The organism is Paenibacillus sp. MAH-35, from assembly GCF_058135425.1.
Map to the genome: position 1 here is coordinate 1 of NZ_JBYUPU010000061.1, position 23,442 is coordinate 23,442.

Annotated in this window: 17 protein-coding genes; 3 read left to right on the forward strand and 14 right to left on the reverse strand. The window is 53.8% G+C overall.

All coding sequences use genetic code 11. The features are described from left to right. Positions 1–137: 137 nt before the first annotated feature. Both AC3Y2E_RS32340 and AC3Y2E_RS32345 read left to right on the forward strand, forming a co-directional pair. Positions 138–398, forward strand: a complete 261-nt coding sequence (locus AC3Y2E_RS32340) for an AraC family ligand binding domain-containing protein (protein WP_379217417.1) — start codon at positions 138–140, stop codon at positions 396–398. A 44-nt stretch (positions 399–442) separates the two neighbouring features. Then, on the forward strand, positions 443–1,312 hold the full coding sequence (locus tag AC3Y2E_RS32345) for an AraC family transcriptional regulator (protein ID WP_379217396.1): 870 nt from the start codon (positions 443–445) through the stop codon (positions 1,310–1,312). A gap of 769 nt (positions 1,313–2,081) precedes the next feature. On the opposite strand, the gene AC3Y2E_RS32350 is transcribed toward AC3Y2E_RS32345, so the two are convergent. The 9 genes from AC3Y2E_RS32350 to AC3Y2E_RS32390 form a co-directional block, all read right to left on the reverse strand. Beyond that, positions 2,082–2,612 carry a DinB family protein gene (locus tag AC3Y2E_RS32350; RefSeq protein ID WP_379217397.1) on the reverse strand — a complete coding sequence of 177 codons (531 nt, stop codon included), beginning with the start codon at positions 2,610–2,612 and terminating at the stop codon, positions 2,082–2,084. Between the two features lie 149 nt (positions 2,613–2,761). Beyond that, positions 2,762–3,124 (reverse strand): bleomycin resistance protein, encoded by a 363-nt coding sequence (locus tag AC3Y2E_RS32355; protein ID WP_379217398.1) that lies wholly within the window; start codon positions 3,122–3,124, stop codon positions 2,762–2,764. A gap of 190 nt (positions 3,125–3,314) precedes the next feature. Next, positions 3,315–4,754 (reverse strand): leucyl aminopeptidase, encoded by a 1,440-nt coding sequence (locus tag AC3Y2E_RS32360; RefSeq protein ID WP_379217399.1) that lies wholly within the window; start codon positions 4,752–4,754, stop codon positions 3,315–3,317. 263 nt (positions 4,755–5,017) lie between these two features. Continuing rightward, positions 5,018–5,287: a hypothetical protein gene (locus AC3Y2E_RS32365; RefSeq protein WP_379217400.1), complete on the reverse strand. Its 270-nt coding sequence runs from the start codon at positions 5,285–5,287 to the stop codon at positions 5,018–5,020. Positions 5,288–5,479: 192 nt separating this feature from the next. Continuing rightward, on the reverse strand, positions 5,480–5,977 hold the full coding sequence (locus AC3Y2E_RS32370) for a MarR family winged helix-turn-helix transcriptional regulator (protein ID WP_379217401.1): 498 nt from the start codon (positions 5,975–5,977) through the stop codon (positions 5,480–5,482). Positions 5,978–6,057: 80 nt separating this feature from the next. Continuing rightward, the gene (locus tag AC3Y2E_RS32375) at positions 6,058–7,080 is read right to left on the reverse strand and encodes a glycoside hydrolase family 113 protein (RefSeq protein WP_379217402.1); all 1,023 of its coding nucleotides are present in this window, start codon (positions 7,078–7,080) and stop codon (positions 6,058–6,060) included. Positions 7,081–7,375: 295 nt separating this feature from the next. Beyond that, the gene (locus AC3Y2E_RS32380) at positions 7,376–8,680 is read right to left on the reverse strand and encodes an ABC transporter substrate-binding protein (protein ID WP_379217403.1); all 1,305 of its coding nucleotides are present in this window, start codon (positions 8,678–8,680) and stop codon (positions 7,376–7,378) included. A gap of 26 nt (positions 8,681–8,706) precedes the next feature. Beyond that, complete coding sequence (locus AC3Y2E_RS32385) at positions 8,707–9,660, reverse strand: carbon-nitrogen hydrolase family protein (RefSeq protein ID WP_379217404.1); 954 nt, start codon at positions 9,658–9,660, stop codon at positions 8,707–8,709. 42 nt (positions 9,661–9,702) lie between these two features. Then, positions 9,703–11,364 carry an extracellular solute-binding protein gene (locus AC3Y2E_RS32390; protein ID WP_379217405.1) on the reverse strand — a complete coding sequence of 554 codons (1,662 nt, stop codon included), beginning with the start codon at positions 11,362–11,364 and terminating at the stop codon, positions 9,703–9,705. A 297-nt stretch (positions 11,365–11,661) separates the two neighbouring features. On the opposite strand from AC3Y2E_RS32390, the gene AC3Y2E_RS32395 reads away from it, so the two are divergent. Next, positions 11,662–13,899: a helix-turn-helix domain-containing protein gene (locus tag AC3Y2E_RS32395; protein ID WP_379217406.1), complete on the forward strand. Its 2,238-nt coding sequence runs from the start codon at positions 11,662–11,664 to the stop codon at positions 13,897–13,899. A gap of 160 nt (positions 13,900–14,059) precedes the next feature. Here AC3Y2E_RS32395 and AC3Y2E_RS32400 read toward each other — a convergent pair whose 3' ends face one another. From AC3Y2E_RS32400 to AC3Y2E_RS32420, 5 genes are all read right to left on the reverse strand, one after another. After that, positions 14,060–15,205: a M20 family metallopeptidase gene (locus tag AC3Y2E_RS32400; RefSeq protein WP_379217407.1), complete on the reverse strand. Its 1,146-nt coding sequence runs from the start codon at positions 15,203–15,205 to the stop codon at positions 14,060–14,062. Positions 15,206–15,510: 305 nt separating this feature from the next. Further along, on the reverse strand, positions 15,511–19,155 hold the full coding sequence (locus AC3Y2E_RS32405) for a heparinase II/III domain-containing protein (protein WP_379217408.1): 3,645 nt from the start codon (positions 19,153–19,155) through the stop codon (positions 15,511–15,513). A gap of 47 nt (positions 19,156–19,202) precedes the next feature. Further along, the gene (locus AC3Y2E_RS32410) at positions 19,203–20,216 is read right to left on the reverse strand and encodes a Gfo/Idh/MocA family protein (protein ID WP_379217409.1); all 1,014 of its coding nucleotides are present in this window, start codon (positions 20,214–20,216) and stop codon (positions 19,203–19,205) included. 7 nt (positions 20,217–20,223) lie between these two features. Then, positions 20,224–21,528, reverse strand: coding sequence for an ABC transporter substrate-binding protein (locus AC3Y2E_RS32415; protein WP_379217410.1), 1,305 nt, complete (start codon positions 21,526–21,528; stop codon positions 20,224–20,226). A gap of 454 nt (positions 21,529–21,982) precedes the next feature. Next, complete coding sequence (locus tag AC3Y2E_RS32420; protein WP_379217411.1) at positions 21,983–23,335, reverse strand: extracellular solute-binding protein; 1,353 nt, start codon at positions 23,333–23,335, stop codon at positions 21,983–21,985. Between the last annotated feature and the right edge of the window lie 107 nt (positions 23,336–23,442).

Sequence of the window (23,442 nt, forward strand, 5' to 3'; positions counted from 1 at the left end):
GCAGATGCGGCTATACGATGCGTTATTTCTCTACGGAAACGCGCGTCATTCCGGAGCGCAATGAGAATCACAAGGTATGGCTTGCCCGAGGACGGGATGTAGCAGGAAGCCGTTTCGAGAACGTATAAACGTGCGTCATCACGGAAGGAACAGGAACGAACGTCTTGAACGGAGTCTCCCATCCGCTGGAGAGAGGCAGTCTTTTCCTGCTAACCCCGGCGGATTTCCACGAAGTTTATCCCGATCCCGATTCCGTCCTGCATATCTATAACGTAATCTTCTCAGAAGATATCTGGTCGGCGAGCTGCGCGAATTGCTGCTTTACGCCAATACCAGTAGCAAGGGCGTTAGGATGCGAAGAGGCATGGCCCGCACCATCCCTAACAGCTGACACTTGATCCATCTTTTGCCCCAGGTAAAAATACTTTATTCGAGGTTCCTAATGAGGCTGAATATTACTTACGAGAACCATATTCCGATCAATGCCTTTCGCTGGACGCCGAGCCAAAAGTTGGAGCCGTTTCATTATCATTCGAGCTTGGAGATCGGCCTCTGCGTTTCCGGCAGCGGCATTTTTTATTTCGGCGAGAAGCGGTACCGGGTCGCAGTCGGCGATATTTTTATTGTAAATAATAGGGAACTTCATATTGCTCAATCGGATGAAAGTAATCCCAGCACATTTATTTTTATCAATTTCGATCCGCGTTTGTTATTCGATGAAGAAGAATCGTTGCTGCTTCCATTTGCCTATAGCTCCGATCATTTCGACAATCGCATTACGTCTGCTTCTCCCCTATCTGCACCGCTCGGGGCATTAATTGAGAAAATGTGGCATGAACTCGACGCCAAACAGGACGGCTATTTAAGCATGGCCAAAAGCGCCTTGCTGGAGCTATGTGTGCTGCTGCTGCGCCATTATTCAACCCGTATGTCGAAGCTCGAATGGAAACGGATGAACGATACATTCCGACGGCTGCGGCCGGCTTTGGCCATCCTTGAAGACCGTTTCCGGGAACCGCTCGAGTTGACGGACATTGCGAATGCTCTCCTGATCAGTCCCTCCAGAGCCAGCCATCTGTTTCAAGAAGAACTTGGCCGCAGCTTTAAAGATTACTTGCTGCAACTGCGAATTAACGAAGCGAAGCGGCTGCTGATCAGTTCGAACCTAAGCGCGGCAGACGTTTGTTTTGAAAGCGGCTTTCAGAGCATCCCTTCCTTCTATCGTCTTTTCAAATCCGCCGTGGGGATTTCTCCGCTGGATTACCGCAACAAATTTTCCGTACGCGCAATTATTGAGAATCCGATTCAATAGCTGAATAGATGACTCGCCCGTACCCCAGCTATCATAAACCTACAGTAACTTATTTCAATGGAGGGTTGTACAATGGCGGGTTGGACATCACTTGGGCAGAGGTTTGGAAGGAAACATCGAGATTGTTACTAGTATTGGGAAGCGTTCATTCTCTGCAAAATGCCGCAGCGGACACTAAGGTTATAGCTTAGTCCGCTGCGGCATTTCTGTTTCAATAAAGGTTTTCATAACCACTCCAAACTTCGATTTTATTGTGATCGGAATCATATAGATTAAACGGGAGTCCGCATCCACCCTGATCGAAGATTTCATCGACCGTTACTCCGTTATCCTTTAATACTTCTCGATATTAGGAACACATATAGCAAAACGAATATCATCGGTATCGGGAATACTCTCCGTTTGTACAAACTCTAATTGAGGCCCCCATGGAAGCCTTATACCACGATTGGATATGTATTTTATACGTGAAGAAGAAACTTATTGAACGCAATTGACCCTAAGCAGCAAACAAAGCCGCGAAGTCGCGTCGTCTACGGCATAGGTTGATGATTGGCACTATGACCGGGTCGTGCCAGCATATATCCCATGTTTGGCGGTCTGCTCAATCGGGTGTCCGGTTTATAATATTTGGTCAGCCAGTGGTATAACGACTTTTCTTTGATGCCAAGACTCTCATACAAACATGGCTCTAATCGCAGCCTGATCCCTCTCCGGTTGGTAAAACTCTAGTATCAGATTTTCCACTGGCACACTCCTAACCCTATTGTTAATGATAGGTTCCTGTTAAATTGTCCTTTGCATCTATTAATAATTTGGTCAGAATTACAATTTGCCCAGCATGATAACTATAATGCTCACAAACTTGAACCAGCATCGACTCCAGATCCCTCGAATAATTGGATTCAGTTTCGGTATTGGGACGAACCACCATTTTATTCCAATCCTCAATTGAAAAATGTATGGTGATACTTGTATCCAGATCGCTTTCCGTAATGTTCTCCAGTATGCCGGAAGACTGTTGTCTCACATCTTTGAGCAATTTGATTAATTTTTCTCCGGATAATCCGTCGTTTATAGTAAACTCGGCTGATCGGGTTCGATGAAATGCCGCTTTCCCCACACCGCTTACAAAATGTTGATATTCGTTCCCCGCCAAATGCATACATAAGTTGCCGATGCTATTCATGTTCGGCTTCAATCTGCGCCATATTTGTTCCTCTGACAAAAGGTTTAAACAGGCTTCTATTCGTGTTAATTGTTTGTTCATTTCATTCAAAACGATTTGGTTTAATTTCAATAAAACAACCTCCTCCTGATTGAGCAGTATACTTCTGGCTCTCATCATATTTCACCAAAAGGATCGCTTATCCTGCTCCAAAAAAGGGCAAAGGCAGCCCCAATAAGAGTTGCCTTTGTCTGAACGAGCGTCTGGAGATCAAGTGGACGTCATACTTGTTGTGCAATTCTAAACCTGTGGCCATTAAGCTCGCGAATGGTAAATTCTTTTACTCCCCACGGCTTTTGTTCGATTTCCTGTACAATGTCTACACCCTTGCTTTTGTACACAGCATAAATTTCTTCTACATCCTCAACAAAGAGGTAGGAGTGTGCCCGATATGTCGTATATGATTCTTGTACATCTAAATGAAATTCAACGCCGCCGCATTTGACAGCTGCATATCCATTGTCATTCCATACCCATGCCACATCAAAACCGAGTGTATCCCTGTAAAATGCAAGAGAATCATCCATACTTAATACTGGCAAAATCGGCACTTGGCATTGAAACCCCATACTAACGTCCAGCACACCCTTTCCTCGTGTATACATAATCGTAACTTTATCTTAGATTGTACCAACACTTTATTTATAAGAGTTTCAGCTCACGATTCACTATGTAGATACCAGGTTTGTTCTGCGAGCGGTTCCTATCTATCCACACGGAGCTTTCGCGTGAAAGATAGCCTCGCTTATAGGGCGGCGATCATCCGCCCGGAATTTATTTCGACCGCTCGACGACAAAATCGGCCAGAAGACGCGCTCCATAGCCCGTCGGACCTTCCACGACGTAGCCGCTAGTGGAGCCGGCATCCATCGGTCCGGCCATGTCGATGTGCGCCCATTTTGTTCCGGCCTCGACAAACCGTTGGAGGAACAATGCAGCCGTAATCGCGCCGGCATATGCGACACCGGTAATGTTGCAGAGATCCGCGTACTGGCTCTTCAGTAGATCGTCGTATTCGTCCTCCAGCGGCATCGGCCATACGCGTTCGCCGCTTCTCAAGCCGAGCTTCTGCAAAACTTCGGCCATATCGTCAGTCCCCCAAACGCCGGCCATTTTATTGCCGAGCGCGGAAACGCATGCTCCCGTCAACGTAGCGATATCGACGATTTGCTCGGCGCCGAGCTTGCATGCGCGAATCAAGGCATCCGCGAGCACGAGCCTCCCTTCCGCGTCCGTATTGCCTACTTGAACCGTCAGCCCGTTAGCGTAGCGGATCACCTCTCCTGGCAGCATGGACGCGCCATCCGGCATGTTCTCCGCAGTCGCTACGAACACTACGACGTTCGCCTGCAGTCGGCTGCTCACAATAATGTCCAGCGCGCCGATCACTGCAGCCGATCCGCCCATGTCGATGCGCATGTCGCTTAGATTGCGGCCCGATTTTAGGCTAATCCCACCGGTATCGAACGTGATGCCCTTGCCGACGAGCGCGATAAGCGGCTTCGAAGGGTCGGTGCAATAACGCATCTCGATAAGCGCAGGCGGGTATTTGCTGCCTTTGCCTACGGCGATCAAACCGTTCATTTGATGCTCTTCAAGCTGCTCTCCCATAAATACTTCCACTTGCACCGGCGTATCCTTAAAACGCTCGAATACTCGTTCTACCACATCTCCGGGGCGAAGGAAGTTTGGGGGCTCGTTGCCGAGGTCTCGGGCAAGCTTCGTACCTTCAGCACGTATCTCGCCAAGACGCAGCGCCTCTTCCAGCTCCCTCGAAGCCGTCAGCAGTAGCTCGACGTTTTCGGTATGGCTCTGTTTTTTCTTCGACTTGTATTTATCGAACGCGTATGTCCCCAGCAGCCAGCCCTCTACCCAGGCGGATGCAGCTTCCGCCTCGCTGATCTTGCTGCCGATCACACCTGAAAGCATGCTGAAATCGATCGCCGCCGATGCCGCCTGCTCCTTCTCGACTGCGCGACCCGCAACGCCTGCTGCAGCGCGGATTTGGTCGAGGCCAATCTTCGTTTCATCTCCTAGCCCAACCAGCAGTTTATGCGATTCGGACTCGCGCCCATACAGCCACGTCACTGCGCCTTTGTCACCCGCATACTCCTTCAGCTCGTAACCGCCCAATTGCTTAACCGGCAAATTTCCTTTGCTTACCACATATACCGTCACTTTCGCAGCCGATGTTGAAGTTAACGTAAATTTCATTTGGTCTCATTCCTTTTAGTCAAAATAAAGTCATATCAGTTCCCTTTCATCGTACCATATTGCGGTCCAAAATTTCATTCCATCTGTCTAGAGAAAATAAAGTACTAGACTGGATGTATTGCATCCGTGCGATTTTTCGATTAACAAACCATCACCTTCCGAAAAATAAGTAGTAGACTGACCAAAAAACGAAGCAGCAGCCATGGACGAGAAAATAAGTCCTGGACTGCTGCTGTTTTATTGAACTATCGTGCCCGTCTAGCTTAGTCGGCGACTTGCGTCGACGTGATGGACGGATGCGAGATGGTCGGTATGGACGTGGTTCCGCCGAACGATTGGTGCTGCGCGTCAGCGCCGAAGTCCTGATAAGTCGCCGTTGTCCGCAGCGGCGTCCAAGCCCCGCCCCGTGCGGTTTTATGCGGCGCGCCTATTGAAGTGACCAGCATATTTTGCGGACGGCCGTACTGGGAGTTGTCCCGCTCCGACATCAGCACGCTGTCCCACTCTGCGCGGGTATTTAGAAAAAATCTCACAATATAACGGAATTGCCATTTTGGAAACGCTTACTCAACCCTCGGTTTTATAGCTTGTTTGCATTTTCTTGACATCTTGAGTCTTTGGTACAGTCGTAGAACTGCTGCTGGTTCGCCTGAACCGTCGGAGTAAGACTAGTCGGCCATTTATAAAATCGGTGCGACGTACCCAGAAATCAGATCACCACTAACTCATTTGTCTGCATGTTCATCCGCCAAAAAGCTCCGGATATAAAATTCCTGCTGTTTAAGCATATATTCCGAAGCTTTTCTCATCAATTCGGCAAAGAGCAGGCTATCTTCCTCCCCCAAATGTTTGACGAGACCTACGAACATTTGAAGGCGGGCCTCATTAATTCGTTGGATATACGCTTTACCTTTGTCCGTTAGCAAGATTCTGACGACTCGCCGATCGGCAGGATCGGCCTGGCGTTCGACTAGCTCCTGCGCTTCCAGACTTTTAATATGCTGCGTTACGGTTGGCGAAGTCACATTCAATTTGCCGCTTATTTCCGAAACCATCAACCCGGGACTGTCTTCCTTCACGTTCATGCTGATAAAATAAAGAACCATGATCTCGCCTGGCTTTTGATTGTAAATGGAGCGATTCTGCATCATATTTCCGCCGGCCTGCGACTGAAAGTACGATTCCATCAGCTGCTGTGCTATGTTTTTTTGTTCATCCGACAATTCATTCACTTCCCGTATACGAATTCATTGGAACCACATACCGATGCAGATTGGCTTCAGTTGCTACCCGTGCAGCTTTACTAAGAGCTTGTAGCGGCTGCATTTCGTGCTGCGATCGTATAAAATACTTCTTTGGGCTCCCACGGCAGATCGGGGTATGTCGTGCCGTTGTCTTTTTTCAGCACCCGCACAATCCCGTAAGAAGCCCGGTCGAAATCATGATCGGGGTCTTCGTCGTACGGCAAGTTGTGGGAAGCAAAGGTACACCAGAATGCAGTGTCAACCCCGGCTTCTTCGAAAACGTTGACACAATCGTTAAAGTACTCGCTCTGCTCGGACTCATTACGTTCGTAGCTTCCGGTCAGCCGAACGGCACGTGCACCGTCCCATTCGACGATAAACATGCCTCTTGCACCCAGATCGTAGGCCCCCTTGAATGTCGTGCATCCGAACTCGGAGATGACGAGAGGTTTATGGCCGCTGGCCAGCTTCTTGATGGAATCGGTATAAAGATGGGCAACGTCGGCCGAGTTGTAGGCATCGACGGCGATGAAGTCGAACGGTTCCCAGTTCACAGGTTCGCTGGGCAAGGCCGCGTACGTGATACGTCCGCCGAACCGGGCTCGCACAACGTCTGCAGCTCGTGACAGGAAGCCGTTGAGCAGCGTCGGCAGATTCGCGAACGAGGCCCGGCTAACCGCCGGATCGGATAACACCGCGAGACGTTTCTGCAAAGTCTCGCCGGGAAGGAATCCCCGGGTAAAAAGCATAAGTTCGGCGCCCGTTACCATCACCACTTCCGCCCCAGAGATCCGCAGACGTTCGGCACGCTCTGCACAGTCCGCGAGCAAATCGAGAAGCTCTTCCTGGTCAAGATCGTTGGTGAACGGGGAGAACCAGATCTCGAGGCCTGCCGCAGCTGCCGCTTGTGCGGCGATTTCGAGACGATCGGGCTCGCCGCCAGTCACTCGTACGGCAGAGCAATGCAGATCGCGCTTTATAATGTCCATCTCCCGGGACACTCTCGCAGAATCGAAATCAGGGTGTGTACTCATCCCTTCGCTTAAGAATCCCGTGTCATAGGTCACTCCGCGTTTGCGCATAAGAGTCTGACTCCCTTCGTTCATCATACATTGGACACCTAATAATTTGGTTACTAATTATATTGGTAACCTAATTATATGCGGGCAAACGCAGGTAGTCAATTCCTTTATGAATCGGCAACATTTTAGTCGATAGGCAACCTGCGACAACAAGCCATAGGAGCGGCTTCTCGCTTCAGGCTTATTTCTGCGTTGCCGCGTCGCCCCGGAGTCTTAGGTTAGCCGATATAAAAAAGCCGCCGATCTTTATCGGCAGCCTCCATCTCTCGTATACCCTTGGCGTATTCCGCACCGCTTACTTGCTCAACTGCTGCTGAATCGCCTGACTCATTTTCTCGTCGGCTTCGCGCAGAGCCGTATTTACGTCTTTCCCTTCGTACAGCATCGCATCGAACGACTGGTTGATAATCGTCGCGGCCGGCAAATTTTTGAAGGTTTGCAAAACGGCCAGCTTCGGCTTCGTAAACGCCACGACGTTTTTCGACTGGTAACCGGGCACGTTGCCGCCGAAATCGTTTTGGATCGAGGTATTCTTCAACACCGACAACCGACCGTCCCGCGACATAAGCCGCTGCACTTCATCCGACAAGATGACGGAGATGACCTGGAACGCGGCATCCTTTTGTTTGCTTTGGGCGGTTATCGCCAGCGTGAACGAATCGACCCGCTGCCCGACGCCCGGAGCTTTCGGATTTTGTGGATACGTGACGACGTCCCAGTTCAGATCTTTCACGGTAAGCATGTTTTTCAGCGTCGACGTCGAACCGCTCATCATCGCAAGCCGGCCTTCATTGAATTCCTTCGAATAGTTCGTGCCCTTCGGCGCGTAACCCGGAATTTTGTATAAGTCGTACCACATCGCGAACAAATCTTTCCATCCCTGTGTCTGGAACACGGGCTTATTGGCGTTAAAGTCGGCCCATGGCAAGCTCACCTGATAAGCTCCCCGATACACGCCGTCCGGCCACAGCCCCCAATATTGGACACCGCCTTCGCTTCTCGTCATTTTGATGGCGATATCGCGCACCTGCTCCCAGGTCATGCCGTCCTTCGGAAACGGCGTTGCCATTCGTCCGAACAAATCTTTATTGTAAAACAAAGCAAACGACTGGTTGAACATCGGCAAACCTGTCAAATAGTCGAGGCTGCTGCCAATTTTGATCGATTCGACGAATTCGGGCTGAATCCGGTTCAGATCGAACTTGTATTTCTTGATCATTTCATCCATATTGTAAGCGAGTCCGAGCTGGACGTAATCATTCAGATTAAGCGGGAAATTGGCGTAGATGTCCGGGATGTCTTTAGCCGCCACAAGCTCCGGGAGCGTTTTCCCTTTTTCCGCTATGTCGACGAGCTGCAGCGTAATATGCGGATACTGTTTGGCAACAGGATCGGTGATATATTTTTTGATTTCGTCCTGGGTCATCACCGAATTGTGCGCGGCCATCTTGATCGTCACCGGCTCCGGTTTGGCGACTTCCGGTTTCGCAGCATCCGGCTTCGCCACCAGAGGGGAAGTCCCATTGCCGCCGGAGCAGCCGGCCAGCGCGAGCCCCGCCGAGCACAGCACGATGAATCCCTTCAACCAACGTTTTCGCATCTCGACACCCCTTTTCGTTATGCCTGTTACGACTCCAGATTGCCTGGAGCGCACCGGTGCGCCGTCGCCCGCTTCCAGTAATCGTCGAGCGGAGTCAGGCCGAATTCGCGGATAATGTCCTGCACGGTAAAATCATCGGTTTCGCTCGAAAGGAGCACGGAGCCGAGCAGCCCCGGATCGTGAATGTTTACCTTCGTACCGTATTTGTTTTTGATTTTGCGGAATTGGGCTTCGTTGTAATCGATATGGATCACTTCACAGTCGAGGTTGACCGTCTGCGTCACATAATGATAGTAGTTCGTACTGGTCCCGATGATCTCGCCGACCGGTGAAATGATCGAGCTCGTCGCGTGCGTATAAACCGATCCCGCGAAATGGGCGCGGCAGCTGTACGCCCAATATTGCTGCATCAGCCCGCCGTGGTATGCGGACGAGAACAGGATCAGGTCGGGCTTATTCTGCACGTACTTCAAGCGCAGCTCGTCAAAATTCAAATCGAAGCATATCGCGCAGGCGACTCGTCCGAATTCGGTTTCGAACACAGGGGCGTCTTTGCCATACAGCATGCCGCCGTTCGTTCGCTCGCCTTCAACGAGATGGTTTTTGTTGTAAGTACCGGCCACGGTGCCGGTCCGGTCGAGGAGCTGCGTCGAGTTGCGGAACGTGCCGTCCTCCAGCTCGCGTACTGCGGAATAAGCGATCCAGCAGTTCCGTTCCGCGGCGACGCGGGCGAAAAAATCGCGAATCCGGTTGCCGCGGTACCGGTAATATTCCTTCATCCGTTCGGGAGTATATCCGGCCTTCTCCGGCCTGTCACAGCATTCCGGGAGCACGATCAGATCGGGCCGGTCCGGGAGCACCTGCTCCAGCTGGCGTTCCCAATAAGCGATCATGCGGACAACCGTCTCCTCCAAGCCCGTCTCCGGCGGCACCCGCAGCTGCGGAGCCGATAAACAACTGATTTTCACATAACGCGCCACAGTTTTTTCCTCCCTCTTATCCGTAAGTGTGCCGGTGTTACGTCATCTGGAGCCCGCCCATCTGTTCACTTCCGCGGTGATATCGCTACCGCCCAGCCTCTTCCAGTCTTCTGCGAATGAATCGAACTCGTCAAGCGACGCACCGAGGATGATCCGCTTCATCACGTCCTCCTCCAGTTTCGTTAAGCTCGCCAGCTTCAGCACCATCGTTTTGGTCGGCAATCCGTAAAACCGGTCGGCCAGCAGCTGGCCGTTTTTGACATAATCCAAGATGACGGTTCCGCCGCCATGCAAACCGTTGCGCGCAATGACGGACCAATCCGCGGATCTGCCGGTCAAGTACTCCTGAATCAGCACGAGCTTCTCCCGCTCCTCCGGTGTAAGAGCGGACTTCTCAGCGAAGGTCGGCACTTTGACCCCGGTCAGAAACGGTTCGAGATGAGCGGATATTTCGGCGTTTTTGTACGACTTGTACAGCTTAACGGGCGCCTGGTGCCAGATCGACATTTTTTGCTCGATATCGTAGTTGAATTGCTTGTACACGTTGTCGTCCGTGTTCAGGTAAAATTTTTTGACGAATTCGTCGGCCATGCGCAGTACCGCTTCAGGATGCGGCGTTCCTTTCTTGACGACCCAGAAGCCCATGTGCAAATTAAGCCCGTACTGCACCCGCGTTTTCCCGCCGTCCGCCGAAGGCGCCGGGTAGGCGAACCAGCGGCTGTCCGGCGTTTGCGTATACAGCGTATTCGCCGATATCGAACCGTACGCCATGCCGATTTTCCCTTCGCCGATCGAATCGTACACCTTCCCTCCTTCCTTCATCCCGAAATCGGGATCGATCAGACCGGACCGGTACATCTCCCGCAGCTTGCCGAGCGCCTGCTTCATTTCCGGCCGGATGCTGCCGTACGCGAGCCGGCCGTCGGGCTCCTCGATCCAGACGCCTTTGTACGCGTGGTAGCCGTTCAGCAGTCCGATTGCCATCGACAGCGATTTGTCCAGTGCCAGCCCGAATGTATCGTGCAGGCCGTTGCCGTCAGGGTCCCGGGTCGCAAACGCTTCGGCGATGGCGATCACATCGTCCATCGTTTCCGGCTGCGGCAAGTTCAGCCTGGTCCGCCAATCTTCCCTGATCCAAAGGACCGGCACCGACTCTTTGGCCACGCCTGTGAACGGGATGCCCATCAGTTTGCCTTCGATTTTTGCAGCCTCCAGCACTTCGGGACCTGCTTCCTCGATGACGCTGCGAACGTTCGGAGAAGCGTGCCGCGGGTATACGTGCGACAGATCCTCGATCAAGTCCGCCCGTTCCAGCTGGACGAGCTGCATCGGCGTGGCGATGAAGAAATTCGGGACGTTTCCGGAGGCAATCATCAGATTCGTCTTCTGCTCCAGTTGCCCGGGAGACGTCTCCCACCATTTCTCGACGATAATGCCGAGATTGTCTCTCAGATGACGCGTCCAGGCGTTGTTGTTCATGTCGTCGCCCTGCGGGTAAACCTGTACAGGCAGCGTCATCCCGACCGTCGACAGCTCGACAGGCGGATTGTAGGGGAAGATACTTTCTCCTGTCTTTCCGGCATACGCGGCGGGTGGCTCCGCGCGCGTCGCCCGGCTGCCCGGCGTTTCCATGCAGCCGGCCAGCAGCATTACAGCGGCAGCCGCCGCGATGCTCACACTTCCCCGCCCATAGCCGAATCGCATGTGATCCCCCTTTCTATCGAAACGCATGCCGTTTTCCTTTCGGTTTCGAATGCGGAAGTAACCGCTTTCATATATAACCATACATTCGCCGCCCCCTTAGTGCCAGTATCTATTTTTGCAATCGTATACGTACGTTGCGGCACATCAAATGATGCGAATTACTATAAAATATGTAAACTGCGCGGCTATTGACTTGGAACGATGTTCGTAATACCCTTATTTAGTCAAGGCGGCATTCCTATTTCCGATTGTGGCATCGCCATGAATAGAAAGCGTTTCCATATGGAGGGGACGGCTTTGAAAACGAACTCGTTATTCGTCAAACTCCTTTCCGGGTTCATCGCGGTCATCGTTCTCCTGCTGACGTTCAACCTCGTCTCGTACACCTTCTTTCACCGGAACATCCGTGACGAGATTACGACGAGCAGCCAACAAAATTTGTCCCATATGGCCGACCGGTACGAGAATCATATCCAGTCCGTACAGCTTTCGCTCGTCGGGCTGTTCTTCAACAACCAGCTGTCCTACTTGTTCGACGCCGACCGTTCTGCCGCGAACGACGCCGTCAATCAGCTCGTCAAGCGAATCCGCGATATCCGCGAAAACGACATGCTGTTTTTGCAGGACGTTATCGTCCAATTCAAGATGAACTCGTTCGTCGTGCATCAAAGCGGTCCCGACCGGCTCGAATCGCTGTACGCGAGCACGTACCGAAGCGCCCCGTACGGAGTTGACTTCTGGCAGCGCCAGTTCGACGCCGGGTTCAAGCTGCGTCTGTACCAGCAGGCGGAATTTACTAATTCGCAGCAAATGAGTCAGGGCGACTTTTTCCCGCTCGTACTGAAATCGACGACCGATAAAAATATGTATATCACCGCTCTGCTCGATGCTGAAAGCATGTTCCGCACATTCGACAGCCGGACCGCCGGCTATTTCTACATCCTGGACGAGAGCGGCCGCACTTTGTTCAGCTCCGACCGGAGCCGTCCTTTCGCGCTTTCCTCCGACAGGCTCGACCTGACGAAGGACTATGTGAAGGCGGATAACCACTACTTTTTTTTCCGAAAAGGCGATGTCACCAGACTAACGTACACGCTCGTCATCCCGAACGAGAAAATCGCCAATCAGATGTCGCGGATCAATGTCGTGCTGCTCCTTCTGCTCGTCCTGGCGCTCGTCATCAGCGGGGCGTTGTCCGTCTTCGTCAGCATCCGTTTCTACACGCCGATTCAAAACATTATCGAGACGATTCAACGATACGGTCCGCAGATACAGTCCCCTTCCTCGAAGCGAATTGACGAACTGGGGTTTATCGACGCGAACGTAAAGCAATTTTTGCAGACGAATACAGACATCAGCCGCGACCTGCGCAACCAGCAATCGCATCTGACGCACCTGGGCTACATCCGTAAGCTGAAAAACATCTACACCCGGCCGAACGAGCTGCCGATTGCGGAAAAGCCGTTTTATCTCATCGTGTTCCAGCTGTCGATGACCGGACGGTTTCGCGAACTTCCGGCGGCGGAACAGGAGCGCGCGATGTTTTTCATCAAAGAATTCATCGGCATTTCGCTATCCGAGAAATATCCGGAATCGGTAACGCTACAGACCGAGAAAAATCAAGTGCTGGCGTTGCTCTTCACGGACGGAGAGGCGAAAGGCGTATTCGAAGCGCTGGAGAGGTTCAAGTCGGTGTTCGACCGCGACAAGCAGTACGGCTATTTGACCGTGGCGTTTAATCCCGTGCTCGTACAGCCGGGAAGCATAACGGAATCGTATGAGGATACACTCGAAATGGTCGGGCGGCGCAAGCTGCTGACGGAAACGCAGCTGTTGCGCTCGCTCGAGCCGGAGCCGCTTTATGTCGGATTCTCCCCCGCGCAGGAGCAGGAACTGTATGCCAACCTGCAGAGCGGTCAAGCGGAGAATGTCATGCTGCTCATCGAACGCGCCCTGCGCCGTATGGTGAAGGACGGTGCGACCGAGGAGCAGTTCCGCTCGTTCGCCAAAGAAATCGTCGCCAAAACGATCAAAGCGATGGTCGCTGCCAATGTGGACATCGATTCCGTGCTGGACCGGCAGTCCCCTTACCAGGAAATAAAGCTCTGCGCCTCCGTGGACGAATACCGGCAGCTATTCGAACGGTTTCTCTCGCAGGCGTCAAGCCGGATCGCCGAACGGAAAGAGAAAAAAGACCCTGTCGTCGAATTCGTTCTGGACAGCATCCACAGCAAATACCACGAAGATCTGTCGCTGGAGCGCGTTGCGGGCGGCCTCGGACTGACGCCGAGCTACGTGTCGCGGTACGTGAAGGAAAAAACGGGCAGCAATTTTTCCGACTATTTGAACGAAGTGCGTATCGGCAAAGCGAAGGAGCTGCTCGCCAAGTCGAGCACCCCGATCCGCGACGTCTCGGCCCGGGTCGGTTACGTGAACGTCACGTCGTTTATCCGTATGTTCAAAAAAGTGACCGGCATGACACCCAGCGACTATCGGCGTTCGGAAAACGGCCTTAACACGGAAAAGCCCGGCTGAAACCGGGCTTTCTTCTGCATAAGAACCGGAAATGACCCGGTTCCCGGCCGCCGCCTTACTGCCGGGAAATTCTGCGGATAGGACCGGAGCTGCGGATCACGAGAACATTACTCCGTTGTTCCCTGTCTCACCCGGTGCGGCCCTTCGTGCAAGGGCAAGGTCAGTCTTGCTCCCCGGACGTCTGCAGGCGGACCAACAGTTTGGCCAGCAACGCGGCCCGGACGGGCAGATGATCCAGCTCCACATGCTCGTATTCGGCATGAGGGCCTTCGCCGACTGCGCCCAGACCGTCCAAAGTTGGGATCCCGAGAGCCGCGGCAAAGTTTCCGTCGCTGCCGCCCCCGGCCGCGCTCTCCTGCAACGCCAGACCAAGCTCCGTACCGCACTCGGAAGCAAGCCGGAACAGCCTTTGCGTCTGATCGCTCCGCACCATCGGCGGGCGGGAGACGCCCCCCTCGACTGTCAGGATAATACCCGGCAAGAACGGCTGCAATCCGGTGATCCGTTGATGGATGCGCTCGGATTCTTCCAGATTGACGGTGCGGACGTCAACCTGGAGCTCCGCGTATTCAGCCACCACATTGGCCCGGTTTCCACCACCCGCAGCGCCGACATTCACCGTCGTTCCTTTGGCATAGTCGGTTAAGGCGTGCAGTTCGATGATCTGACGCGCCATTTCCTCCACCGCGCTGATTCCGTCCTCATGATGATTTCCCGCATGAGCGGCTTTGCCAAGGATTTGTATCCGGTATTTGCCGACGCTTTTTCGCGACGTTTTCAGCGCTCCCGTCCCGGCAACCGGCGGCTCGAGAACGAGCACGGCTTCGCTTCTCCCGGCTTCTTCCTCGATAAGGGCGCGCGAAGTGCCGCTGCCGATCTCCTCGTCGCTTGTGCACAGAAACACGATTTTATGCCGGGGCTTCCAGCCGGATTCCTTAAGCGCTTTCACGGCCCATAGCGACTGCACGATCCCGCCCTTCATATCCAGAATACCCGGGCCGTACGCTTTGCCGCCCTTTACCCGGTACGACAAACGCCCGGCTTCCCACACAGTATCGAAATGCAGTAAAATCAAAATTTGCGACTCGCCTTCACCGTAAGTAAACCGCATATGATCGCCGACAGCCGTCTGAGGGAAAAGCTCCGCATCGATGCCAAGATGATGCACGAACATCGTCCGGAGTTGTTCCCCGCACCGGTCTGTCAACGTTTTGTCCAGCGAGGGGGATTCCGCTTTTACGAGCCGTTCGAGATCATCTGCGATTTCTCCTTGGCTGGCTTTTAGGTACTCATAAATCCGCTCCATAGTTGAACTCCTGATTCATTCATTTTAGAAAGCAAAGACACGATCTGCCATCCACATCTATTCGCGTTCAACGGCCGGATTTCCTGCCGTCCCGGTCATGCATACCGCTGCTGCGGTCCCCCCCTCCTGCCGCCCGAAGCCGGTATCCTGAAATCAAGACGGTCAGCCGCCCCCAGAGCTGGCCGGTAAAGCGCAAATAGGGGGGCTATGCAGGCTGACTCCCCTGCACAACTCCCCCGCCAGTCAAACACTTATTTTTGAACCTGCTCCTTCTCCCGCTAGGCCCCCCACTTTTGAAAGTCTTATTAATGCTGCACGGAGTGCGGGGCTTTACCGGCTTGCTGATGGACCGGCTCCGACTCCGGCTGCGGCGAGCGGCTGTCATAAACGCTGATGCCGTCAAACGTAAACGTATGCGTACCGTTCCAGCGCTTGGCCGGGTAATAGCTCATGATCGACGTACCGTCCGGGCGAATCTCGAAGCCCGGATCATATTCGTCAAATACGATAACAGTAGAGCCAGAATCGCCGATCGTCTCTCTGATCCGGTATCCGTTCGTCGATTCGTCCGGGTGGGTCACGACGACATAGGCTCCGCGCATAGCGTCCGCTGCGGCAGCGCCGATTGGCGTGCAGGTGACGAAACCGTTGTACGGGTCACCGTTCGCCTTCCGTTTCGTCGACGTAATCTCGCCCCGAATCGTGCCTATACCCGTTAAGGCAACGCCGCCTGCCGACAGTAGCGTGCCGCCGATCAAATACATCGACCGGACGACCCCGTCTTCGGTCCGGACAAAACCCATCTTCCCGCGCATCGTCACCCCGTCCGCGACAATCGTCTGATCCGGATGTCCGGTCGAGCTGATCAGCAGATCCGTAATGCCGCCGTAGGTTACCCGGATCGCCAAAGCCCCCTCCGGCCCTTCGCTAAGCTGCAGCCGATCGATCGTCTCGATGCGCGGCCCCGCCGCTCCCGCATAAGGCTCCATCACCGTAACAAACGTGCTTTGCAGCCGGGTGCCGTCGCGTCTGAGCACCAGCTTCGGCATATCGTACTTCGCCGCTTCGTCGTTCGTATCTGCGATTTTGCCCGACAGCCGCGTCGAACGGATCGACGGCGAGCGGGCCAGGTACAGTTCATTACCGCCCGGCTCCAGTAAGCCGGTTATGTTCATTTTCGCTTTCTCCGATCCGTTCTCGCTCGTGACCAGCGTAACCTCGTAGCGATCGCCCGACAATCGCGCCCGCTTGACGTCCCGGATGGAGATGTAGCCGTAATAATGGCCTTCGGCGCTCCCCCGTTCGTTAAACTGCTCCGCCTCCTTCACCTTCGTACCCGGAGGCAGCAGATGCGGACCGTGCTCGCCCAGCTCCAGGGCGGTTTCAAACCAGGCGTCGCGGTTCGCGTCTCCCTGCAGCGTATACTCGTGGCGGCTGCCGCCCGATACGCGGAACAGATCGACCTGGTAGCCTTCGCCCTCCTCCGCGCCCGGAAACAAGATGAGCCAGGGCTCCCGGCTGTACTGGTCCACACCTTCGTAAGCTTCCTTCTGATCCGCCCGCATCGCTTGGACGTCTCCGATCGGCGCGAACAGACTGATGCGGCCGCCGTGCTTCGAGACTTCGTCGATTTTCATATCTTTGCTGTCCACGACGACCGTGTTGTGCCCGATCGCCGACAACGTGAACGCCCGGTCCTTCGTATACGTGTAGCCGAGATCGGGAAGCAGCTCCTGCCCTGCCGCATACAGATTCAGCTGCAGCGGTCCGTAATGGTTATGACCGTATTTCGGCTCGAACTGCAGCCATACCTGCGTCTGATCGGCTCCGGTCCCCCCCGTGAGCCGTGCGATTCCCGCCGCAGGCATCAGCAGCGGACCGGCATCCAGGAGCGGTGATCCGGCCATGTCGGACGCCCACGCATCCTGAAGCGGCAGCAGCTTTCCGTCGGGGTATACAAGCAGCTTGTTATTGCGGACCGACATTCCGATCGCCGGGTACACGGTCCTCATATCCAGATTGTCAAACCGTCTGCCGGTACGCGGCGATACGTAGCCGTCCGGGTCGCTGTAGCCGGACAATGCGTCCGCAGCCTGGGCCAGACCGTTCGTCGACTGCACGTGATACGACGGCGCGACTTCCCTCCAGTAGCCGTCGGACAGAAACTGAGTCTCCACATAATCCTCCATCCACTGGAAGGCGTTGTGGATATAATCCGGCTCGTTCAGCGCTTTGCCGGCTTCGATCAATCCGAGCCATTGCGTAAAATTCATATTCCCGAGCACGTACGGATAAGCGAGCGCATATTGGATCGACGGAATGAACATGTCCCGGACAATCTTCCGGTCCACATCTTCCCCAACTTCCTCACTTAACACGTCGAAGGCGTTCGTCTGCTTGACCCGATCGTAAGCGCGCAGCAGCGGACGCAGGCTGTTCAGCTCGGCCACCGACCAGCGGCACCACATGCCGCCCCAATAATTAAACGGCGGGCCGGACGTTATGCTGATCGGATAGTTGTGCCAGATGTAATCGGTCGTCGGCACATAGCCTTCGTATACTTCGGCAAACCGGTACAGCAGCCTCGCCGCACCAAGCGCATCCGTCCCGGCGATCGTTTCCGTTTCTGCAACGGTGTAGTGCCTTTGCAAATACCAGAGTCGGGCGGACAAAAAGTAACGTTTGCCTGCTTGGTCCTCATAATACGGATAGTCCACGGCTTCGCCCTTCCGGTTGATCGCCGTTATGACCTTCGTTTCCGGATACCGGGCGCTCGGGTATACGGTTCCCGTTTTGATCGAGACGAGGCTCCTACGGTCATCCGACAGCTTGAACAGCTGGTCCGGATGCAGCTCGGGCATTTCCGGCAGACCGGTAAAAATAAATCCGGTTTTGTCCGGAATCAGCTCCAGCGTATGCAACACATGGCGGGACGCGGGCTCAGGCTGCACGCGAACCGGACTCTCGGCCGAATCAGCCTTGGCCGACACGGCAAGCCCCGCTTCAATCCATTCGTCCCGGTCGAACGAAAGGATCGCAAATAATCCGTCATCGGGACAATTCCCGCGATAAACATACACCTGAAGCTCGATCAGACCGCGAGCGGAAACGGGAGGATGCTCGAACGTTAACACGCGGCGCGTTCCGTCCGTACTGCTTCTTACCCGGGGCAGCGGCATCCAATCGCCTGCAGGAGCTTTCCATTTCAGCGCAAACTCCGATTGCTGCGAACCTGTGATCCCGTCCTCCTTGAACGATACCTCCTTATGCGTGAAATCGACGTAACGGAGTCCCGCTTCTTGCGGGACCCATCTCCGACCGGTCGGCGTCTTGGCGAAAAACAGACTCCCCAGCCGGCCTTCATCGATTACATTGCCATTCACCATAACGATGCTGCTGCCCGTGTCCCAAAACCTGGAGGTTCGCACCGGAATCCAGCTGATCAACGGTTTCGAGCCCAGATGATGGACGTGTACGACATTCATACGCCATTGTGTCCCGGATGACGGCTGTGCGGAGCCGAGCGAAGACCAGGAAACCTTGGCCTCCACAACCGTCCGGTCTCCGGCATCCTTCAGCGTGCAAGCATGTACTTGCACGCTGATTGGCTGTAAATCCGCCTCCCCCCAGCCCGTCTTGATCGCTTTAGCAGCAGGCGTAACCGGAATGGAGACGACATAATGCGGTTCCCCGGGCTTCATCGTACTTACGACCAGCTCGATTTTGTCCAAAACCGGCCGATCCTCCGACGCAAACGTGCCCGCAACATACAAATGGGTTGAATCATAGGCCAGCTTGTAGCGGGGACCGTCTGCTACCCGTTCGTTGAAGTAAGCCGTCCGGAAATCGTCCAATACGGCAGCTTCGCTCCATTCCTTCTCCGCGAGCCCGCCATCGGCGGCGGGGGTTGACGGCATTTCCGCCAATACCGCCCATTTGTCCGTATTCATCGTCCTTCACGCCCTCGTTTCTGTTTGGCGTTTCTTAACCCAAACCTTCATTTTCGGTTAGCCCGAAGCAGCTCCGGGATCTGGCTGACCTGCTGCTCCGTCCCGGTCTCGTGAGAACGGTACGCCGCCTCGACGGCGGCGACGACGGACTGGCCGTAAGCGCCGGATATGGAGAGCGGTGTTCCGTATTCCACCGCATCCAGCACACTCTCCAACTGGGCGACGAACGCATCGGCCGACGGCGGAACGGGAACCGGCGTATAGGTGCCGTCGGTTCCGATCGACAGTCCTCTCCGGATGCCGATCCGCAACGCGCCGCCGGTGAACAGCAGCTCCGTCTCGTTGGCGGGAACGCCTTTGTAGCCGGAAAGCGAGACCGTAACCGGTACGCCGGACGTCGTCTCCATGAACAAGGCGGCGCTTCCCTCCACGTCGGTTGAGCTCCGATAAGTCATGCTCGCTCTTACTGCGGCGATCCGGCTATCGGTCAGCCATTGAATCCGGTCGATCGAATGACTGCCCAGATTGATGACCACGCCGCCGCCCGACTTCGCCTTTTCCAGAAACCATGCCGGACGGCTCGCCTGGAAATAGTTCCCCCACCGTTTATCGTTCACCATCACCAGCTCGCCGAGCTGCCCCGATGCGATAATCGACTTCGCTGCGATATGCTCGGCGAAAAATTGCTGCATATGACCGACGGCCACAACCACCTGGTTGCGCTCAGCGGCAGCGTTGATCTCCATACATTCGGCGACGTTTAACGCCATCGGTTTTTCGAGCAACATGTGGCACCCTTGTTCGGCGCACCAGACCGCGGCTTCTTTGTGCAAGAAATGCGGCAGCGTGATGATCACCAGATCCGGCTTTTGTTCCAGTACCATCTGTTTGTAGTCCGTATAAGCTATTAAGCCATACTCCGAACCGAGCTGCTGCGCCCGTTCTTCGAGCACATCGGCTATCGCGACAGGGCGGGCTCTTTCCGAGCTTTGCAGCGCCCTCAGATGGGTATGCGCGATTTGACCGGCTCCGATTACAGCTATTGAATACGTTGTTGTCATGTTTGCCTCACCTTGAGTTCGCATCGATCACTTTCTGAGCTTCTTCCTCCGCCATGCGAAGCGCGGTATTCATATCGGTAGTGCCCTTGATGATCGACTCGATATATTTGGTATGAATCGCCGAAATGGCGGCATCGCTCTTATTCGTAATCGGGAACGGTGCGTATTTGTTGTAGATGACCGCTTTCCAGTTTTTACCCGCCGGTTTTGCTTCGGACGCGAAGTTTTTGATGAACGGCTCGGTGATTTTGGGAACGAGGTACCCTTTCTTGGCGAGTGGCAGCAAGTTTTCGTCCGATACCAGGTAGGCGAGCACTTCCATCGCCGCTTTTTTGTTGCGCGTCTGCTTCGTCAATCCCCAGATCGTCGAATTCATCGGGCTCCCCGTATTCGGAGCTTCTTTGAACGACGGCAGCGACACCATATCCCAGTTGATCGTCTCCTCCTGCATTTCCTTCGTGACGAGGGCGATACCAGCATTAAACAGCAAAATCCCCGTTTTGCCTTCGATCAGTCTGGTCGTGCTGCCGGAAAACGCCCGGTTGTCTCTGCGGTACGCTTCGTTCAGCGCCGGGTTTCCGTAGACGATCTGGAAGTACGATTTCCAGCGTTCATCCGTATTGATCGTCGGTTTATTCGTTTTCGGATCGACGAGCGAGATGCCGAGCTGATTCCAGGACGTCATCACGCCGAGATGGCCGGTAAATCCGTAGTAGTTCACTCCACTCTCGCTTCTTGTCAGCTTGGCGGCCACCTCCATCACTTCGGTCCACGTCATGCCGTCCTTCAAGTAAGGCACCCCGAACTTGTCGAAGATCGATTTGTTGTAAAACAGCAAGTGATTGATCGCCGATCCGCCGGGAATTCCGTACATGCCTCCGTTCGATATAGTCCGGATGTACTGGATCAGCTGCGGCTCGAATTCGTTCAAGTTGATGTTGTACTCTTTAATATAAGGGCTCATGTCCACTTCAAGCTTCATATTCACGACATCGCTGTAGAACCCGGTGCCCGCCCGGCCGACGATATCGATCGGCACGCCTGTCGTGATGAGATCTTCAATCGTCTTGCCTTTTTGCGATTGATCGATGTGGTTGATCGTATAGTTCGGAAACTTCTTCCGCAACCCCTCCAAATATTCGGCGGTTATCGTAGCGTCAGGCGTGACCAAGTTGATTTCTGCCGGACCGCTCGGTTCCGGTTCCACCGGTTTTGCCGCCTCGCTCGGCTCCGGATTATTCGAAGACGAGCAACCGGCCAGCATAGCCGCAATCGAAAGAGACGCAACTACCAAATGCAATTTCCTGTTCATGAGAACACGACCTCCGCTTTTTGTTTTCAATTCGAAAAATACCCGCTAATTGAAACGCTTTCAAAACTGAACCTCCAACCTCCGCCCCCGTTCTGGTTTCCATTATCGTAATCCTTCTTTTTGTTGTAATTTTTATAATCACCAATTTAAAAACTACACAACATCGTTATATCACTGGATTTAAGGCAGTGTCAACGATTATAAAAAAACTACATACCCAATTATTTTGTTTAAATAAAAACCAGAGCATGCAAAGTCGCTCCCGGCAAACCAGGCATGGTCAGAGCTTCTTTCAAAATCTGATTCTGATGGTATGCGCACCTGCTCTGGAAGACGAATTCGCAGCAAAAAAAGCCCAACCCCACCCGATGATGTGGAGTTGAGCCTTTTGATCCGTATAATACCGGAATCTGACCGCACCTTTCTATTGAGCCTCGTCCGGGAAAAGAAAACGTCATTCTCTCGACAATACGCGGGCGATCTCCTCGCATAATTCGTCCTCGTTGATCATGTTGGCGAAGTACTGCTTCAACTGCCGGAACACGAGCGCCAGCTCCCGGCTGGTCAAATTCAAATCCATATGCGTTCGGAGGGAGAACATCATCTCCCGGTATAACCCGTACCGGGCCGGACGCCGCACCGCGCTACCCGCATCGGTCGGCGACAGCGAACGCAGCCCCGGTATGCTCGTCGTATGCTGCTGAATCGTCTTCTGCCCCTGCTCCCCCGTCAGAAAATCAACGAACAGCTCGGCTTCCTCCATATGAGGGGAAGCGGCGTTGATGCCGACCGCCGACGAGATGATCAGTGAACACGGCTCATGGATGTAAGGAACGGGAGCGATGTCGAGATCAACGTCCGATTGAACGAACAAATTCAGGCCCATATAACTGACCAAAGTCATAGACAAGCGGCCTTCCAAAAACGGCTTGACGAAATCCTGGTTGCTTTCGGATAAAAAGGACGGGAACAGCTTCTTGTTTTGCATAAGCTGTTTCATCAGCTTGATGCTTTCGAGCAGCCCGGTTCCTTTAATCGATTTGAGCCGTGTACCTTCCCACTCGAACCGTTCTCCGCTTTGCAGCAAAAACATAGGCCAGCGGTTAATGTCCGGTACATGAAAGCAAAATCCGTAACGGCCTTCCACCTCGGATAATTTCTCACCTGCGCGGATGAGATCGTCCCACGTCCAGCTTCCATCCGGCTCCGCCAATCCGGATTCGCGAAAATGAGCTTTGTTGTACATAAGGACAATCGGCGAGTAAACGACCGGCTTGAAAAAGAGCTGATCCTCATGCACAAATTGTTTCGTCAGCAGCGGATGCACGTCTTCGTTAGGAGTCAGCGGCTTCAAATAACGGAGAAGCTCTCTCTCCACGATTTGTCTGAAATGCAGCTCGCCGATCACGAAGATATCGGTCTTGGGCAGAGCATTGCCTGCGGGATACTCCGTCACCTCAACGGTGATCCAGGGATATTTCTGCTGGAACATGTCGAGCAGCCGCTGTAAATCGCAATTTCGCCAGGTGACGTGAATGCACGCGAGCCGAAGCGTTACCCGCCGGGAATGAACCGACTTCACGCGATTGCCGACCTTCGGAATTTTTTCGATGAGCCCTTCCTCGACGAGCAGCTCCAGCCCTTTGCGCACCGAGATATTGCCAAACTGAAACCGCGAAGCGAGCATTTTCTCGGAGGGCAAAAAATCGCCGACCTGGTAGTGCCCCCCGGTAATTTCGCTTCGTAACGTCTGAACCATATTTTCCAGCTGTATGCGGAATTGTTCATTGGATGTTCTGCCTCGCATCGTCCCACACCTCATTACGAATGACACTAGCTATGGGCATCATTGTAGCATAACGGGGCCTGAATATCATCAAATACTAAACTAGTACCTATACAGCTCTAGTTTTT